Consider the following 18,602-nt stretch of genomic DNA (forward strand, 5'->3'; position numbering starts at 1 on the left):
TTAGAATCTGAATTGTAAGCGGCATGTAAAAACATTATCTTTTACATCTTTTGTATAACCGGACAACTGAGTTTTTTCATTTGTTACTATATCATACCAAAGTACCAGTTTGAGATTTTCGGTTACATAATTGATATATCCAAGCCCTAATGTACTGTACTTGATATTGGTTGCATTCAAGTTAGCTCCAGCCTTCCCTATATCATTGCCGCTTACATCAGTATTCGCATCATACCAATCATATTTAACCGCCAGTTGATGATGAGGATTAAAAATATTGTGCAACAAATAAAAATAAGCCCCGTTAAATTTTCGGATATAATAGCCGTTATTCCCTGCCAATAAAGTAGCCGGAGGCTCATTACTATTTTCGGAGCCAGTTTGAGTCCCCATTACAAACTCTGCTCTCAATTCAGTAAAGCCATATTTGTGCTTGAATTTCAATTGAGCATCTGCACCATAATATTTCCTGGGAGCTATTGCGCCTGCATTGTTTAATGAAGAATCTACTCTCATTATTTTATCCGCACCAATGGTTTTGGTTGTATAAATGTATTTTGTGCTTTGCAACAAACCTCCATTAAAATAAGAAACAGCAGCACTTAAAGTAACATTCTTTGCTACAGGATATGGCTTTAATGCAACACGACTAACAAAATCTTTATGGCTATCAAAATCTGCAGTAGCATTTAATCCCGGGCCATTAAAAACTCCGGCATCAATTTTCAGATACTTCAGTTTGTGATCTTTTTTTCTTGGTTCAAAAGAAACCATGGCGCCAAGATCCCGTTCCACTTTCGTTAATATCTGGCTCATTCTTCCCCGTTCAGGGCTTTCTCTATCCCCCGACCCTAAATTTAGTTCATAGCTGAAGGGTCTTGCGAATAAACCGGCAGTTAAAGAAAATACCTGGTATTTGTTTTCCATCACCCTCCCCCAAAAATCACGGGTAAAAAAGCCTTTTTCCGAACCGTCAAATTGAAATACAAATTGTACAGTTGGCCCCTTTCCTTCTGCAAAATGAATATAATCTATACGCATTCTACCCCTTCTAAGCATATAGCGATTGTTCACATTCGGTAAAAAATCTCCCCCATTATAACTGGCAGCCCCTTTTTGCTGAGCCACCTGAAATTGCGGCTGCAGGTAACCGCTGAATTTTACACGGTCGAATTTTTTATAAATGGACAACATCCCTTTACCGATATCCTTAGTGGTATCGATCATATCCATTAAAAACTGAGCATTACAAAAGATAGATGCCATGACAAACAGCACCAAAAAGGAGATTTTTTTAAGCACAATAACAAATTTCCGGCAAAGGAATAATAATTTTATATTACTCCAATGTTAAGTAATTATTAACAATTGTAAAGACCATAAATCACAAGGCAATAAGTTTATTTTTGCCGCAAAATTTACAACTATGGCAGGCTTTAATTCAATCTTGAAAATCTTTTTACCTAAAGACAGAGTGTTTTTTCAGTTATTTGAAAGTGTTTCTGAAGAATTGGTAAAAATGGGGGAAAAATTGAAAGAAGTAGTGAACGAACCCGACTTCGACAAAAGGGCTCAATTGATTCAGGAGATTGAAGATATGGAGCATGTAAACGATGACTTTACACATAACATCTTTACTGAATTAGGTAAAAATTTTATTACTCCTTTTGATAGAGAAGATATTCATTATCTGGCATCTGCTTTAGATGATATTGCTGATTATATTTATGCATCTGCAAAAAAGATAAATTTCTATCGTGTAAATCCGAATGATATTGGCATTCAGAAATTAGCAGAATTAATTTCGGTAGGTTGTGTACATGTACATAAAGCTGTTACTGAATTACGCAATATGAAAAACATGCGTCAGATCACTGATGCATTGGTTGCTATCAACAGCATTGAGAACCAGGCTGATGATATTTTTGATATGAGTATTGAACGTTTATTTGCTACCGAAGCTGATGCTAAAGAGGTAATTAAAAAAAGAGAGATCTATCAGGTAATGGAAATTGTAACTGATAAATGTGAAGATGCTGCTAATGTAATCGAAAGCATCATTGTAAAATACGCTTAATTCAATTTGGAGATTTGAAGATGTAATGAGTATGAAGCATTCTAAAATTTTCAAATTTCCAAATCTCCAAATCATCAAATCAAAGAAATGACCTTAGTAGTAATAATCATTGCACTTGCCTTAATTTTTGATTACATCAATGGATTTCACGATGCCGCTAACTCCATTGCCACTGTAGTTTCTACAAAAGTACTGACGCCTTTTCAAGCTGTGCTATGGGCTGCACTGTTCAACTGCGCTGCTTATTTCATTTTTCAAGATCATGCCGTTGCAAATACTATCAGCAAAACCATACATAAAGAGTTTATTACATTACCGGTAATTTTATCGGGTTTAATTGCAGCCATATTCTGGAATTTATTAACCTGGTGGTATGGTATTCCTTCTTCTTCTTCTCATACATTGATCGGCGGACTTGCCGGTGCAGCTATTGCACATGCGATCTCTATGAAAGGAATAGGTGTAAGCTGGGCAAGTATTATCGAAGCTGACACCATCATTAAAACAGTACTATTTATTTTTCTGGCACCACTGATCGGGATGGCAATCTCTATATTTATAACCATTGTAACCATCATGAGAAATGTGTGGTTAAGAATTGGGATCATAGCAATAGCAACATTCTTTACTTTTATTTTATTCGACCAATTTGAGAGCAGTAAAATAGAGGAAGGAACACAAAAGTTTTTAAAAATTGATAAATATAAAGCTGACGTAAAGGCGGCAGAAGCCAAGCTAACCCTTTCTCCAGCCGATTCTTCTAATATTAAAACATTGGCTGAAGCAAAGGACAAACTAACAAAAGCTACTGCTAATTACGAAAAAATAAAGCCCTTACTAGGTGATTATGATAATACCGGTGCTGCCTTTATCGCTAAAAAAGCCAATGAAGAAGGTGCTTTGAAAGAGATTGAAGCCAGTAAGCTAAAAGATGAAGTTAGAAATGCTAATGGATTTTTGATCCTGGAAGCAAAAGCAGTAGAAAGTAAGGCTGATAATGAGGCGTATAAAAAAGCAAAAGAGCTGACAGAAAAATATAAAGAACCGCTGAAGCTATATTGCAATAAGACCATTTCATTAGACAGTACAATGATTTTGTTGAATACTATTTATTCTATCGCAGACCCTAATAAATCTAAGATAGAAACCAAGATATCTAGTTTCAACATAGAAAAATCGTTTACAAAAGACATTGAGAAATCCGACAACAGAGTAATTGCCTGGGGAATTGTATTTACCTCTCTTTTATTCTGTTTGATCTACATATATGTAGAAAAAATAAGAACTCCAACAGCTTTCAGGGTTGCCAATATGTTTAAGAAATTGCAGTTATTCAGCTCTGCTGCCTTCAGTATAGGACATGGCGGTAATGATGCACAAAAGGTAATGGGGGTAATTGGCGTGGCGCTGATATCAAGCGGCCAGATACAAAATTTCTCAGACCTGCCTAATTGGGTTCCTATTTCGTGTTATTTAGCTATTGGTCTTGGCACCATGAGTGGGGGTTGGAAAATTGTAAAGACCATGGGTACAAAGATCACAAAAGTTACGCCGCTTGAAGGTGTAGCAGCAGAAACTGCAGGGGCATTCACCCTATTCTTTACCGGACAAATGGGTATCCCCGTTTCAACAACACATACAATTACAGGTTCTATCATGGGCGTAGGAGCCACTAAAAGATTAAGTGCTGTACGTTGGGGTGTTACTATCAATTTGTTGTGGGCCTGGGTACTAACAATTCCGGTAAGCGCCATCCTTGCGGCAATCGTTTACTGGATCGTATCGCTTTTTTAACCTACAGACCAACAAAACCTTTACCTGTACCGCTTTTTTTAGTTTCTTTGCACCATGAAGAAAATTTTAGTGACCGGTGGATGTGGCTATATCGGATCTCATACAATTGTAGACTTGATAGAAAACGGATACGAGGTTATTTCAATTGATAATAATTCCAGAAGTAGCTCGGATATTTTAACAGGAGTAGAAAGTATCACAGGAACACAGGTAAAAAATTATGTAGTTGATCTATGTAATTATGATGACACAAAACAAGTCTTCAAAGAAAATCCTGACATCGTAGGTATTATACATTTTGCAGCTTATAAATCGGTTGGAGAATCAGTTGGTAATCCATTGATGTATTTTGATAATAACCTGGCTTCTCTTGTTAATATTCTCAAATGCACGGAAGAATTTAATATCTCTAACTTTGTTTTTTCATCTTCCTGCACAGTTTACGGCAATCCCGACGAAATCCCTGTAACAGAAAGTACTCCGCAAAAGCCAGGAGAATCACCTTACGGTATCACCAAACAAATGGGTGAACAAATAATTACAGAAACAATCAAAGTAGATAATATCCAAACGATCTTACTAAGATATTTCAACCCGGTTGGCGCTCACCCATCTATCCTGATCGGTGAAACACCGATAGGGAAACCAGCTAACCTGGTTCCGGCTATCACACAAACAGCAATAGGTAAATTACCTGCCATGCAGGTACATGGTAATGATTATCCTACAAGAGATGGAAGCTGTTTGAGGGATTATATACATATATGCGATATTGCACATGCACATACATTAGCACTCAACTATCTTATTGATAAAAAAAATAAGACCAACTGTACTGTGTTCAATTTAGGAACAGGTAACGGCTATACAGTGCTGGAAGTGATAAAAACATTTGAAAAAGTAACAGGGCAACGTCTTAACTATACCATCGGACCAAGAAGAAACGGCGATGTAGTTGCCATTTACGCTAACAGGGATAAAGCAACCAAAGAATTGGGCTGGAACCCTCAATATACCCTGGAAGATATGATGCACACAGCATGGCAATGGGAATTAAAGCTAAAAAACGAGTTAAATTAAAAACAAGCAAGTATATTGCACCCCATTTATTACCTATACAATTGAATAATTATTTATATGCTTAAAGAAATAGAGGTTACCGGCAACAAAGATACCCGTAGCGGTTTTGGAGATGGCATTGTAGAAGCTGCCAGAAAAAATGAAAATATTATTGCGCTTACAGCTGATCTATTGGGCTCAATGAAGTTAAACACCTTCATTAAAGAATTCCCTGAACGCTTTATACAGTGCGGTATTGCAGAAGCTAACATGATAGGTGTAGCAGCTGGTTTAACTATTGGTGGCAAAATTCCTTATACCACTACTTTTGCCAACTTCAGTACGGGCAGAGTGTATGATCAGATCCGTCAATCTGTTGCTTACAGCGGAAAAAATGTAAAAATCTGTGCATCACATGCCGGACTAACATTGGGAGAGGACGGTGCTACTCACCAGATATTGGAAGATATTGGATTAATGAAAATGTTACCGGGCATGACAGTGATCGTGCCTGCAGATTACAACCAAACAAAAGCTGCTACTAAAGCGATCGCTGAATATGAAGGTCCGGTATATCTACGTTTTGGCAGACCGGTATGGCCTATTTTTACTAAAGAAGAAGATTTTGTAATTGGTAAAGCACAAAAATTATCTGATGGTAAAGATGTGAGCATTTTTGCTTGTGGTCACTTGGTTTGGAAAGCAGTTGAAGCCGGCAGAATTTTAGAAGAAAAAGGTATCAGCGTTGAAGTAATTAATATTCACACTATCAAACCTTTAGATGTTGATGCTGTTATTGCTTCTATCAGCAAAACAAAATGTGCTGTTACCTGCGAAGAACATAATATCATTGGCGGATTAGGAGACAGCATTGCACAAGTTGCAGCTAAACATCTACCTATACCTATTGAATATATTGGTACTAATGACACTTTTGGAGAAAGCGGAAAGCCCTCTGAATTATTGACCAAATATGGTTTAGATGCTCCAAATATTGTTGACGCTGTGGAGAGAGTTATTGCAAGAAAGAATGCTTAATACAAATCACCGTTAAACTTTTCGATAAAAAACCAATCATACGATTGGTTTTTTTACTTTTATACTTGCTTAACACTTATGGCTGACAAACATTTAGATGACAAAGAGCTGTTGTTTCAGTTTAAAGAAGCTGCTACAAGAGAACGAGCCTATACCGGTATTATAAAAAAATATCAGGAGAAGCTCTATTGGCATATCCGCCGGATGGTTGTAGACCATGAAGATGCAAATGATGTATTGCAGAATATGTTCATCAAAGTTTGGAAGGGATTAGATAATTTCAGAGAGGATAGTCAATTGTATACATGGTTGTATCGAATCGCCACTAATGAATGCCTAACATTCCTGGAACAGCAGAAAAAAAGGAGTTCAATATCATTGAGTGATGTTGATAATGGCATAAGCAATAAACTAAAGGCCGATACAAATTACGACAGCAATAAAATAGAATGGAAGCTGCAATTGGCTATGCAGCAATTGCCTGAAAAACAAAGAGTTGTATTCAATCTTAGATATTATGATGAAATGCCATACGAAGAAATGAGCCGTGTACTTGAAACCAGTGAGGGTGCTTTAAAAGCAAGCTATCATCATGCAGTGAAAAAAATAGAAAGCTATATACTTAATAATTAAACTTAGGGATCAAAAAAATGTCTTACTAAAGTGATGGAAAGAAGCACCGACATATTAAATGAGTTAAAAGATATCAGTCCTTTATTGGCGGAGATCGGAAGGGAAAATATTTTCTCTGTTCCGCAAGGTTATTTCGATAACATAAGTGATACGGTGTTGATCTGCATTAAAGAAGAACACGGCATTTCAACAACAGTTAATACAGGCAGCGTTCCTCAAGGTTATTTCGATAACCTTGCTTCATCTATTTTAGATAAAATAAAAAATCAACCAATAAATGCTACAGATGAAATAAGAGAATTATCACCGGTTCTACATAGCATTCAACATAAAAATGTATTTGAAGTACCTGTAAATTATTTTGCTGATCTGCCTGAAACCATCAGCAGCAAAACACAAACAAAACAAACCGGCAAGTTGGTACGTATGTCAAGCCGCATAGCTAAATATGCTGTTGCTGCTATGCTTACCGGTGCTGTAGCATTGGGAGTTTATAAACTTTTTGATAAGCCTGTAAATATTGTACAAGTGGAACAATCGCAAGCTTTTGCAACATTAGACCCCATTATTGAACAGGGAAAAAATATGAATGATAAACAGTTTAATGAAACACTTAATAATTTATCTGAAGAAGCCATTGCTAAATATTTAGAGAAGAATGCAAGCGAAAAAGATGTTGCCGTATTAGTGTCTTCAATTGATCAAAGTTCACTGCCTAATGAAGATGATTATTTATTAGATGAAAAAACCCTTGAAAAATATCTAAGCAGTACAAATAATTAACCATGAAAAAAATCTACTTTATATTGATCATTTTTGCAACATTTTTCAATGTAGCAAAAGCACAACAACCCCCGGTTGATGAAAAAAAACAACAGGATAATATTGAAGCGTTGAAAGTTGCCTTCATCAGCAAAGAGCTAGACCTTACTCCAGAAGAAGCACAAAAATTTTGGCCGATCTATAATCAATATTCCAAAGAGTTGGCAGTTGCTTCGCAAGACAACCCGGATGTATTAGACAGGGATGAAAAAGTATTGAATGTAAGAAAACGTTACAAAGAACAATTTGTAAAAGTGCTTGGTCAACCCAGGATAAATAAGATGTATGGAGCTGAAGGACGCTTTCATAAGCTGCTGATAAAAGCAATGCGTAAACAACAGAATATGCACCAAAATAAACCTAATCGTCCCTATTTAAAGAGAAGTTTTTAAGATTGAGAGCGAAAATAGAATACAAAAAGAGCACAGATAAAATCTGTGCTCTTTTAATTATTGCGTAAAAACTTTATCAGTATAACAAAACAAATTAATCTGAAATTTTTTGTTAAAACCTCTTTACTTATAATTTTAAACAAAGAGCTATGTATGTTGATTTAGTATCTTTATACTTCAGTATTAAATTTTGTGAAAAGACGACTTACCTATACATACATTATTGCTGTATTTCTCGTCGGCATATTCCTTACAGCCGGTTTTACATCTATACTGCCTATCCTTTCTCGCCAGTTTTCCTGTATACAAAATATAAAAACTGACGCTGAAAAAGCTGAAACTGAAAAAGAAATTGAAAAGCCCTGTAAAGAATATTATCATTTACATACAAATAATATTCTACCTGCGGATATCAAGTTTGTTGAACTGATCAAACCTCAGGAGTATACTGATAAGTGTATTCAGTTATTTATCCGTACTATCCTAACCCCTCCTCCCGAAAAACCGATTGTTACTTAGTTTTCGTTTTTAATTGACTCGTGTATCTGCTATCAAAGATGGCAGGTAGTACTATTTTATTACTTTTTAAATATTAAAATCATGAAACCAATTCATATAAAGTATGTAAGAGCTTTACTATTTTCTGTCGTTATTTCTTTATCCGGGTCTACAGCTTCTTCACAAAGCACAACTGATAAAGACATCAAAAAAAATATCACTCCCATTGAAAATGCAACCGCCAGTTTAATACAATTAGAACCTCAAAAATTTGAGTATAATGTTAATGCATACAAACAATTAAACCTTCCAAAAGGAGTACAGTATGGATTTTTGACCGAAAACGTTCTACATATCTTACCCGAATTAGTAACTAAAAAAAATGTACGATACAGCTACGGAAAAAATGATACCAGGAATGCATTGATCAGTACAATAGACAATAACAATCTTACTCCATTCCTGGTTGCTTCCATTAAAGAGTTGCATGAAGAGATCCAGCGACTAAAAGAATTAATAGAGACTATGAAAAAAAGTTAAAGAAGTATTCACCCCCTTTTTAGAAAGGGGGTTTTTATATCATGGTAAAATAAAAAGGTCCAGTTTTCTGTTTCTCCCTGTTGCCACCATTGTTGTCTTAACTCCATGCATTTTCTGCCATCAAAATCATATTTAGCAATGAATTTATTTTTCATTTGTTGCAATTGAGGTGCCACATCTCCGCCAAAGAAAATAATTTCCCCTTCTTCTTTTATCCAAAAAACGCCATGATGCGGAGAGTGTCCGCCAGTAACCTCAAATTGTATATAATCATCAATGGTTTCAACATCTCCCATTAAATGAACCTTATCGGAATGTTGCAATAGTTGTATTTTCTCAACTACATAGGTGGGCTCTCCTTTTTCTAATGCTGCGTCTAATTCATTTTTATTTACATAATAGGTCGCATTGGGAAAACTTAAAAAAAACTGATTCAATTGTTCATCTTTAATAGCCATCCCATTGGTATGGTCTTTATGCAAGTGACTCAACAGTACTTTAGTTACTTCTAATGCACCGATGCCATTATCCATTAAATTTTTATGTATTTGCAAAATACCGTTTTGAGTAAACCCCAACCCTGCATCTATCACAATAATATCTTTTGAAGTTACTACGCAAAATGGCTGTACTTCTACCAGCAAGCTTCCCACAGGTCTTTGCTGTAAATCATCTTTTTCTTTGTTAAAAGGAATAAATTGCTTGGTTCTATCTACTGTAAAAGCACCTTCGCTAAGTGGAATGATCTTCAAGAGTTATAAATTATAAATGATAAATTATTCTCCGCAAAATTACGGCAGAGATTCTATAACTCATCATTTGTATTCTCCATAAATCGAAACAGATCTTGTAGCTTAAGATCGCTTTTGTTAATTGGAGTTATCTATGCTGCCAGTCAGCTATTCTTCATATATAAATGTCTCTTCTACTTTCTGCAAGCTTTTGTTAAAAAATTGCCTGTCTAAAAATTGGCGAAGATCATAGCTGATCAACGGTAAGAACATAGCTTTAAAATAATATCTTTTTTTATTCTGATAAATGATCAGGGTAACCATTGGGCCGTCGCAACACATACGTGGAGGCCATCGTAGCGTTTTTATCTGAGCATAACGCAATATTTTATTGAGCTTTTCCAGTTCGTAAACATTAAGCTTACCTGAATAATTATCATTTCTGGTGGTATCAGTAATGCCATCTCCGTTGTCTGTAACCTTTAAGTTTCCTTCCTTATCAATCTGTAAATGAAGTCCGTAGCAATTTCCCATACATCTGCTGGAATGATAAATGATCGAATCAAAAGCAAAATTTCGATCAGCATATAAATACTTAGATTTAAAAACAATAGATTTTCTAGGTGAAAAATATTTCTTAGCCAGTTTAGATACCGGTGCTAGCATAAAACTATCGTCTCTGTTATACACATACTTAAAAATGTATTTTTTTATATCCTTCTTTGATTTTTTTCCATAAAGCGGAGTAGTTCCTGAAGTGAACGTTATTTTTTTCCGCTTTTGTTTTACGTGGAGATCATCCAACACAACATCATCAATATTTTCTATTTGGGCTGCATTGTTTTCATCCTGGATCATCAGGCAGTCTTGTCTGTTAGAAAAATATAGCCCGTCAAGTCTTGGATAACTTGAACAAGCACTGAGAGAAATGATCAATATAATTGCCAGTATTCTCATAAATATTTTTAGTAATCTGCCCCTGTTCAACACTCATACTTCCTCGTCGTTATATATAATTACCGAAGCACCATCTGCCTATCAGCATCTAATTTAACTAAAATAAAAATAAGAATGGTAAATGTTACCAGGGAAGATCCTCCGTAACTTAACAAAGGAAGAGTGATACCAATTACAGGAGCCAATCCGATGGTTACACAAATATTCACTGCAACGTGAAAAAATATAATGCCTGCTACACAATAAGCGTATACCCGGCTGAAGGTACTTCGTTGCCGTTCGGCAATATTCACAATACGAAGTAATAAGCCCATGTAAATGAGCATTAACAGAGTACTTCCCCAAAAACCAAAATTCTCTCCTACAGAAGTAAATATAAAATCGGTATGTTGCTCAGGTACAAAATCTCCTTGTGTTTGTGTCCCTTTTAAAAACCCTTTCCCTAAAAACCCTCCGGAGCCAATTGCAATTTTAGATTGTTTCACATTGTAATTCTGTTGATCATTTTTTTTCTGTTTGGTCTTTTCTTCTTCTGAACTCAAACCCGCTGTTTTGGCATCTACAAAAGGATTATCAACGCCAACCATGCTGAAGATCCTGTCCGCCTGATATTTTTTAAATACATGCTTAAATGTAAACGGCACAACTATTCCTACAAATACTGAACAGAATGCCCAGACACTTACTACTAACACCAACAACTGCCGATTTCGTCTTATCTGTCTGCGATTCATATAAAGAAACAATATGCCCGCCACCGCAAAAGCGATCAATAATGTTTTAGTGCTAAATAATAACGATACAATGAGTAGTATTGCCATAGCAAAACCAGCCACCAAATAGCCCGGGGGTAATCCTTCTCTATACATGGGTATCAGTAAAGAAAAATACACCAATGCCAATCCGGTTTCTCCCTGCAAAATAGATAATAATGCAGGGGTAAATGAAAGGGCCGCAGCGATCATTTGTGATCTGGGCTTTTCAAAATCCGTTTCCTGCATGGATAGATATTTTGCCAATGCCAGCGAAGCAAATATTTTACATAACTCTACCGGTTGCAAATTCATGAACCCTAATGGTATCCAGCTTTTTGAACCTTTGATCTCTTTACCTACTACAAATGTGGCTAATATCAATACAATACCGATGAGGTAAGACAAATTGGCCGTTGCTGTAAAAAATTTACTGTCGGTTAATAAAATAAATGTGGCTATAACAATACAAGCGCCAAAATAAAATAATTGTTTACTGTAATTTTTTTTGAAGCCTAAAAAACTTTGTATCACTCCGTCACCACTTCTGTACTCTACTGAAAAAATACACAACAGTCCGATGATCACAAGTATGGCGTATAACCATACTATTACCCAATCTATTCCTTTTCCTATTTCAGGATTTCTCTGATTCACTGCTTTATAAATTTATTTACCCCTCTGGTTTTTATAGGGACCTCATTAAGAAACACATTCGTAATTCAATTACTTCAGACATTATATTCTAACCGTATCCTTTGGCTCTGCTCTTTTTCTTTCGTCTGGTAAAATTGCTTGTGATTTTATTTTTAATTTATTATCACCGCTGTCCTTTTTAGATTGATCTTTTTTGGCCAGCTCTTTATCTTTTTTCATTTTATCTAATGCATCTGCTTCATCTTCCGCATCCAGATCAAGTGTGTCTTTGATTATTTTAATATAGCCTTTAGCAATAAGATACGCAGAATCTTTGGCATGCATCAGAGAATCCTGTCGTTGCATTTCTGTAAATATCCTTTTAGGTATCAGGTTCAATTTTGACAACTGATCTATTCTCGCCAGCCTTGCTTTATCGGTTATAGAATCGTTTAAATATTTTTCAATCATCAACCCCACAATAGGCGCTGCATATGTACCTCCAAAACGACCACTGTTTTCCACCACACACATGATGGCGATCTTTGGATTGTCTCTTGGAGCAAAACCACAAAAGAAAGCATGGTTGGGTTGCTTTACACCACGATAGTAGTTTTCTACTGTACCTGTTTTACCACAAACGACAATCCCTTTAACTTTTGCTGCAACACCTGTTCCATTATCCACCACACCCTGCATTCCATCATGCACTGCTTCAAAAACACTATCAGGTATATCGGTGGTGTTGTGTTTGTCTTTAAATTTTGACAACATGTCGAATTTATCTCCACCTTCGATTGAATCTACCAAATGCGGTATCTTATACCAACCTTTATTTGCAATAAAAGCCATTTCGTTGGCCACCTGTATCGGTGTAACATCTACCTCTCCCTGACCAATACTTACTGAACGGAAACTACAGTAATTCCATTTACCATTACCATATACTTTATTGAAGTAAGCTGGCGTTGGTATATTTCCTCTTTTTTCTGATGGAACATCTACTCCTAATTTGTGGCCTAACCCAAAGGCATACATGTACCTGTCCCAAACCGCCAAACTACTATCGATATTAGGATATTTAGGATTATTAATCACCCGTTGCATTACCGTAGCAAAATAAGTATTATCAGAAATACGGATCGCATTACGCAGATCGAATGTTCCGAAATCCAGGCACCGCATAGGTTTGCCACTACCGCAGCCATAAAATGCCCCGCCGCAAGACACTTTGAAATCTGTAGTGATCACCCCTTCGTGTAACCCCACCAATGCTTGTAGTGTTTTAAATGTAGAACCCGGAGAATAGCTTGCTCCTACAGTTCTGTTCAACAATGGCAATGCAGGATTCAACAATAATTCAGCAATATGTTTTTTTCTTTCTGCTCCGGTGAGTAATTTTGGTTTAAAGGTTGGGCTGCTTACCATACATAAGATGCCCCCCGTTTTAGGGTCAACCGCTACTATCGACCCCAACTTATTCTCCATTAATTTTTCTCCCAATTCCTGTAACTCTATATCCAAAGAAGTATACATATTTTGTCCGGCTACGGCAGCCGTATCATACCTTCCTTTTTCAAGCCTTTCCGTTAAACGATTTTTATTATCTCTTTTCCAATACTGAATACCACGTTGCCCCATCAACACTTTTTCATAGGTACGCTCAATGCCTGTCTTCCCTGCATAGTCACCTATCTGATACCCATCATCAGGATGTGATTTTAAAAAATTGGTGTCAACCTCAGAAAGATAGCCAAGAATATTACCTGCTGCATCAAATGGATAACTCCTCACAGAACGCTCCTGCAAATAAAAGCCGGGAGAAAATTTATACATGGCCTCATTCAGCTTGGCCATTTTTTCGTCGCTTAATAAACCATCAAATATCGAGGGTCTGCTTCTGCCATTTTTGATAATTAATTCAACAATTTTTTTATTGAATTGAGCGGTATCGAGGTTTAATATTTTACAAAGAGAAAACGTATCTATTCCTCTCACTTTATTGGGCACAACCATCAGGTCATAAATAGTAGTATTTTCTAAAATCGCTTTTCGATTTCTATCAAATACAATCCCTCTATCGGGGTAGATCACTTTACGGAATTTCCCTTGATCATCCGCCATTATTCTATACTTGGAAGTAATTACCTGTAATGTAAAAAGTCTTGCAATGATGATGATGAACATCACTACAAAGATCATTCGAATGATATTTTTACGACTCTGATTAAATGCTGGCACTTGAAATTATAAATTTAGCAATGAGATTCTCAATTTACGATTTTTGATGTACGATTGACGATTTTATTCTGAATAATACTTTCATTGAAACAGCAAAAGCATTCAACTAAATGCATTTGTAATTCAACATTCGTTAATCGTAAATATCTAAACCGTATTTGTCTTGAACTGTTGCTTACGGTTAAACAATAATTCTGTAATAACAATTAACAATAGACTAATGATTGCGGAGAAGAAAGTTTTGATGATAAAATACCAAACATTACCAATTTGCCAGGCTTCTAACATAAACAGCCATCCATGATGCACTATTATAAGTAAGCCGGTGTATACTAAGTAAGGGAAAAATCCTCCCATACTTTTAATTGAGGGTTCATCGTAGTTGGTATCAGCTCCTTCCTGGGGGATAAGTACATTGATAAAAAACGGTCGCAGGTAAGCAATTAAAACGCAGGCAGATGCATGAAATCCGGGATTATGCCTAAAGCTGTCTAGAGCAAACCCAAGCGCAAAGGCCAATATCATTTGCCACATACGTCCCAACTGAAATGGCATCCATAAAATAAACAACATATAAATGTATGGAGTAACCATCTGATGCAAGTGTATTTTATCCAGCACAAAAACCTGCACCAGGATCAGCAATACAAATCTTAATATATTTTTTACCAATACACTCATAATTACTTACTGTAATAATTATTGATTTTGCTTTTTTACTTTATCCATCAAATTATTCAGTTCTTCCTTTTGCAAATTGTCTATCGCATACACATATTGCAGATTATAAAAATCTGCAGCAGTTTTTATTTCAATCAAATAGTTATTGGTTGTTTTATCAGAGACCACTGAATAAACATAACCAATCTTCATCCCCTGCGGAAATGCGTTACTGTAGCCACTTGTAATAACAGTATCTCCTTTTGCCACTTTCGCACTTTTTGGAATGCCCACTAAAGAAACAATATTGGGTGTTTTACCATCCCAATTCAATGTGCCAATTTCACCGCCTTTTAAAAGTTTACCACTTAAATGACTATCCTTGTGTAATAAACTCATGGCTACAGAAAAATTTTCGCTTACATCTGTTATGATTCCTACCACTGCATTGTTTGCATCCACTACCCCAATATTTTTTTTCATCTGTTGATTGGAGCCTCTGCCCAATTCAACGTAATTTTCCTGAGAAGTAACTGAATTAGCTACCACCTTTGCCATTTTATATAACCATTTACGATGAGTACCTAAAGTATCAGAAGGAATAGAATCGGTAACGATTTTGTTTATGGTATCAGGACTCTCAAAATTCTGTCTCAACAAATTCCTCAACCGCTCATTTTCAGTAGCCAGTCTTTTATTTTCATTTTTAAGATGAAAAAAATCTTCGACTCTATCATACTGAGTATTTACCTTACCGGTAAGTTCTGTCATGTAAGCAGTAGTGACAGCATTTTGATAACGGTTATAGTGAACAATTAAATAAACGCAAAACCCCTGCAATAACAGGAAGAAAATAAAATTTGAATACCTGCGGATGAAGAGAAATATATTACGCACCTCGGGGAGTTATAAATTTTTAGTTTATAGTTCTTAGTTTGTAGTTCATTGAAGGCTTAAACCTTTTAACTGAAAGAATTGATTTTCTCTGTTGTATTTAATCAACTAAAAACTATAAACTAAGAACTAAATATAAAAGCATTCAATTTTTAATATACCATTATCTCATTACAAACGGATACCTGTCGTAATTTTTCAACGCAATACCTGTACCTCTTACCACACTCTTAAGTGGATCATCGGCAACATGTACCGGCAATTTGATCTTAGCGGCAATTCTTTTATCCAGCCCACGTAATAAAGCACCACCACCAGTTAAGTACAATCCTCTGCGATAAATATCAGCAGCCAATTCAGGCGGAGTCGTTTCCAACGCTTTCAGAATAGCTTCTTCAATTTTGAACACGCTTTTATCCAACGCTTCGGCAACTTCCTGATAGCTAACCATTACCTGTTTAGGAATACCGGTTACCAGATCACGACCATTCACAGGAATATCATCCGGCGGATTGTCAAGATCTTTCATTGCAGCACCTACCTGAATTTTAATCTGTTCAGCAGTACGTTCTCCAATTAATAAACTATGATAACGACGAAGTGCTTCCATAATATCCGCAGTAAACTCATCACCGGCAATACGTATACTTTGATCACAAACTATACCTGCCAATGCAATTACGGTAATACCTGTAGTGCCACCTCCGATATCAATGATCATATTACCCACTGGCTCTTCTACGTCGATACCAATACCTAGTGCAGCTGCCATCGGCTCATGTATCAGGTAAACTTCTTTAGCACCAGCTTGTTCTGCGCTATCTCTTACGGCACGTTTTTCAACTTCTGTGATACTGCTTGGAATACAGATCATCATTCTCCAGCTTGGCGCAAACAATGGCTTTTTAGGGTAGATCATTTTGATCATCTCTCTGATCATCAACTCCGCTGCATTAAAATCGGCTATTACACCATCTTTTAACGGACGAACCGTACGTATGCTTTCGTGGGTTTTTTCATGCATCATCAATGCCTTCTTACCCACAGCTAAAATATTTTTCGGATTGTTTCTGTCTAAAGCAACAATGGAAGGTTCATTTACCACTACTTCGTCATTGAAGATGATAAGGGTATTTGCAGTACCCAAATCCATGGCAATTTCTTGTGTAAAAAAATTAAAGAGACCCATATATTATTTGTGAAAATAAAGTTTTATTTAATGTGAGCAAAGGTGATGGAAATTATTCGAAATAACAACGGCAAACCCTTTATTTTTAAACATTTGGGGCAAAATTGTGAATTTGTTAAAAGCTGCCTAATCTATTAGAAAAAACTAAATACTAAACAAATTAGTATTTGTCTTTTGATTTAAGCAAAAAAATATAGGTTATACATTGCCGTTACCAATACTTGCAGGCTATTTTTTGAATTCATATCCAATATCTTCCCTGAAATAAATTTCATCAAAATAGATCTGCTCAAGCATATATACAGATTGTTCTACCGCTTCTGAAATATTGTCGCCAAAAGAGGTTACAGCCAGCACCCGACCGCCATTTGTAACAATATCGTTTCCGGATATTTTTGTACCTGATTGAAAAATTACCGTGTCTTTAAAACTGGTCACTTCTAATCCGCTGATCACTTTTCCTACCTCATATTGATTGGGATATCCTCCACTTACTGCTACCACAGTAGCTGCCGCATCTTTACTGATAGCGATGTTGAGTTCATTTACACGCTTTTCGGCTATTGCTGTTAGAATTTCTACAAAATCACTCTCTATCCTTGGCACCACTACTTCTGTTTCCGGATCGCCAAGGCGACAGTTGTATTCAATCACATACGGATCATCATCTACCTTAATGATACCGATAAAAATAAACCCTTTGTATTCAAGTTTTTCATTTTTTAATCCTGCGATAGTAGGCTCAACAATTCGTTGGATGATCTTGTCCTTAAATGCGGCATCAGCAAATGGAACAGGGCTTACAGCACCCATTCCGCCTGTATTCAGGCCTGTATCACCTACCCCGATACGCTTGTAATCCTTAGCATCAGGTAACAAAACATAGTTTATTCCGTCAGTTACCACAAACACACTCATCTCTATTCCATGTAAAAATTCTTCAACCACCACACGACGGCCTGCATCGCCGAATTTTGATTGCTGGATCATTAATTCAAACTCGGCCAGCGCTTCAATATGGTTATGACAGATAAGCACTCCTTTACCAGCAGCTAATCCATCTGCCTTTAAAACAATTGGTAAAGCATGATTACGAACATACTCCACTCCTTCTTCATAATTGGTATTGTCAAACTCCCTGTATGCTGCAGTAGGAATCTTATTTCGATCCATAAATGCTTTGGCAAAAGCCTTACTACCTTCTAATTGTGCTGCTTCTTGTGAAGGACCGATCACATATATATGAGCTGTTTCGGGATTAGTTGTAAAAAAATCATAAATCCCTTTTACCAAAGGTTCTTCCGGACCTACCAGGATGATATCAATTTTATTAGATAAACAAAATTTTGCTAACGCATCAAAATCTGTTGCTTTTATATCAATATTTTGAGCACATGCTGCAGTACCCGCATTACCAGGAGCCACATACAATTGTTTGCATAAGTCGCTTTGATTTATTTTCCATGCCAGGGCATGCTCTCTGCCGCCGTTACCTATAATAAGTATATTCATTTATATAGTTAGTTTTTTATTAGGATAAGTTGTGGGCACAAAATTAATCTTACCAACGTTTCCAGCAATAATATTTTTACAAGCGGTCAAATTTATTTTTTAAACTGTTTAAGCTGCATTTTTTATACTAATAAAAGAGAAATTCGCTACTTTGAGAGATATTTTATTTTTGATTGA

At 36.1% G+C, this 18,602-nt stretch carries 18 protein-coding genes; 9 read left to right on the plus strand and 9 right to left on the minus strand.

Translation table 11 applies throughout. The annotated features are described in order from the left end of the window. A complete protein-coding gene (locus tag LK994_RS03110) occupies positions 1-1,266 on the minus strand; it encodes a porin (protein WP_229761426.1) in 1,266 nt (421 codons plus the stop codon). A 160-nt stretch (positions 1,267-1,426) separates the two neighbouring features. On the opposite strand from LK994_RS03110, the gene LK994_RS03115 reads away from it, so the two are divergent. The 9 genes from LK994_RS03115 (at position 1,427) to LK994_RS03155 (ending at position 8,853) form a co-directional block, all read left to right on the plus strand. Next, positions 1,427-2,077 (plus strand): DUF47 domain-containing protein, encoded by a 651-nt coding sequence (locus LK994_RS03115; RefSeq protein WP_229761427.1) that lies wholly within the window; start codon positions 1,427-1,429, stop codon positions 2,075-2,077. Positions 2,078-2,164: 87 nt separating this feature from the next. Further along, positions 2,165-3,871 (plus strand): inorganic phosphate transporter, encoded by a 1,707-nt coding sequence (locus LK994_RS03120; protein WP_229761428.1) that lies wholly within the window; start codon positions 2,165-2,167, stop codon positions 3,869-3,871. A 54-nt stretch (positions 3,872-3,925) separates the two neighbouring features. Then, positions 3,926-4,951 carry a UDP-glucose 4-epimerase GalE gene (gene galE, locus LK994_RS03125; RefSeq protein WP_229761429.1) on the plus strand — a complete coding sequence of 342 codons (1,026 nt, stop codon included), beginning with the start codon at positions 3,926-3,928 and terminating at the stop codon, positions 4,949-4,951. Positions 4,952-5,008: 57 nt separating this feature from the next. Further along, a complete protein-coding gene (locus LK994_RS03130; RefSeq protein ID WP_229761430.1) occupies positions 5,009-5,968 on the plus strand; it encodes a transketolase family protein in 960 nt (319 codons plus the stop codon). Between the two features lie 78 nt (positions 5,969-6,046). Then, positions 6,047-6,601, plus strand: coding sequence for an RNA polymerase sigma factor (locus tag LK994_RS03135; protein ID WP_229761431.1), 555 nt, complete (start codon positions 6,047-6,049; stop codon positions 6,599-6,601). Between the two features lie 33 nt (positions 6,602-6,634). Next, positions 6,635-7,384, plus strand: a complete 750-nt coding sequence (locus LK994_RS03140) for a hypothetical protein (RefSeq protein WP_229761432.1) — start codon at positions 6,635-6,637, stop codon at positions 7,382-7,384. Positions 7,385-7,386: 2 nt separating this feature from the next. Beyond that, positions 7,387-7,815 (plus strand): hypothetical protein, encoded by a 429-nt coding sequence (locus tag LK994_RS03145; RefSeq protein ID WP_229761433.1) that lies wholly within the window; start codon positions 7,387-7,389, stop codon positions 7,813-7,815. A gap of 192 nt (positions 7,816-8,007) precedes the next feature. Next, positions 8,008-8,334: a hypothetical protein gene (locus LK994_RS03150; protein WP_229761434.1), complete on the plus strand. Its 327-nt coding sequence runs from the start codon at positions 8,008-8,010 to the stop codon at positions 8,332-8,334. Between the two features lie 81 nt (positions 8,335-8,415). Continuing rightward, positions 8,416-8,853 (plus strand): tail fiber domain-containing protein, encoded by a 438-nt coding sequence (locus LK994_RS03155; protein WP_229761435.1) that lies wholly within the window; start codon positions 8,416-8,418, stop codon positions 8,851-8,853. Positions 8,854-8,861: 8 nt separating this feature from the next. On the opposite strand, the gene LK994_RS03160 is transcribed toward LK994_RS03155, so the two are convergent. The 8 genes from LK994_RS03160 to purD all read right to left on the minus strand — a co-directional run bounded on the left by LK994_RS03160 (position 8,862) and on the right by purD (position 18,425). Next, entirely contained in the window at positions 8,862-9,605 is a 744-nt protein-coding gene (locus tag LK994_RS03160) for an MBL fold metallo-hydrolase (RefSeq protein ID WP_229761436.1), read from the minus strand. 147 nt (positions 9,606-9,752) lie between these two features. Continuing rightward, positions 9,753-10,541: a hypothetical protein gene (locus LK994_RS03165; RefSeq protein ID WP_229761437.1), complete on the minus strand. Its 789-nt coding sequence runs from the start codon at positions 10,539-10,541 to the stop codon at positions 9,753-9,755. A gap of 59 nt (positions 10,542-10,600) precedes the next feature. Continuing rightward, complete coding sequence (gene rodA, locus LK994_RS03170; RefSeq protein WP_229761438.1) at positions 10,601-11,950, minus strand: rod shape-determining protein RodA; 1,350 nt, start codon at positions 11,948-11,950, stop codon at positions 10,601-10,603. 81 nt (positions 11,951-12,031) lie between these two features. Then, positions 12,032-14,170 (minus strand): peptidoglycan D,D-transpeptidase FtsI family protein, encoded by a 2,139-nt coding sequence (locus tag LK994_RS03175; protein WP_229761439.1) that lies wholly within the window; start codon positions 14,168-14,170, stop codon positions 12,032-12,034. Between the two features lie 147 nt (positions 14,171-14,317). After that, positions 14,318-14,851 (minus strand): rod shape-determining protein MreD, encoded by a 534-nt coding sequence (gene mreD, locus LK994_RS03180; RefSeq protein ID WP_229761440.1) that lies wholly within the window; start codon positions 14,849-14,851, stop codon positions 14,318-14,320. Between the two features lie 18 nt (positions 14,852-14,869). Continuing rightward, positions 14,870-15,727 (minus strand): rod shape-determining protein MreC, encoded by an 858-nt coding sequence (gene mreC / locus LK994_RS03185; RefSeq protein ID WP_229761441.1) that lies wholly within the window; start codon positions 15,725-15,727, stop codon positions 14,870-14,872. A 160-nt stretch (positions 15,728-15,887) separates the two neighbouring features. Then, a complete protein-coding gene (locus tag LK994_RS03190) occupies positions 15,888-16,913 on the minus strand; it encodes a rod shape-determining protein (RefSeq protein ID WP_229761442.1) in 1,026 nt (341 codons plus the stop codon). A 228-nt stretch (positions 16,914-17,141) separates the two neighbouring features. Beyond that, on the minus strand, positions 17,142-18,425 hold the full coding sequence (purD, locus tag LK994_RS03195) for a phosphoribosylamine--glycine ligase (RefSeq protein ID WP_229761443.1): 1,284 nt from the start codon (positions 18,423-18,425) through the stop codon (positions 17,142-17,144). Positions 18,426-18,602 lie beyond the last annotated feature (177 nt).

Source organism: Ferruginibacter lapsinanis, assembly GCF_020783315.1.
GTDB classification, from domain to species: Bacteria; Bacteroidota; Bacteroidia; order Chitinophagales; family Chitinophagaceae; genus Ferruginibacter; species Ferruginibacter lapsinanis.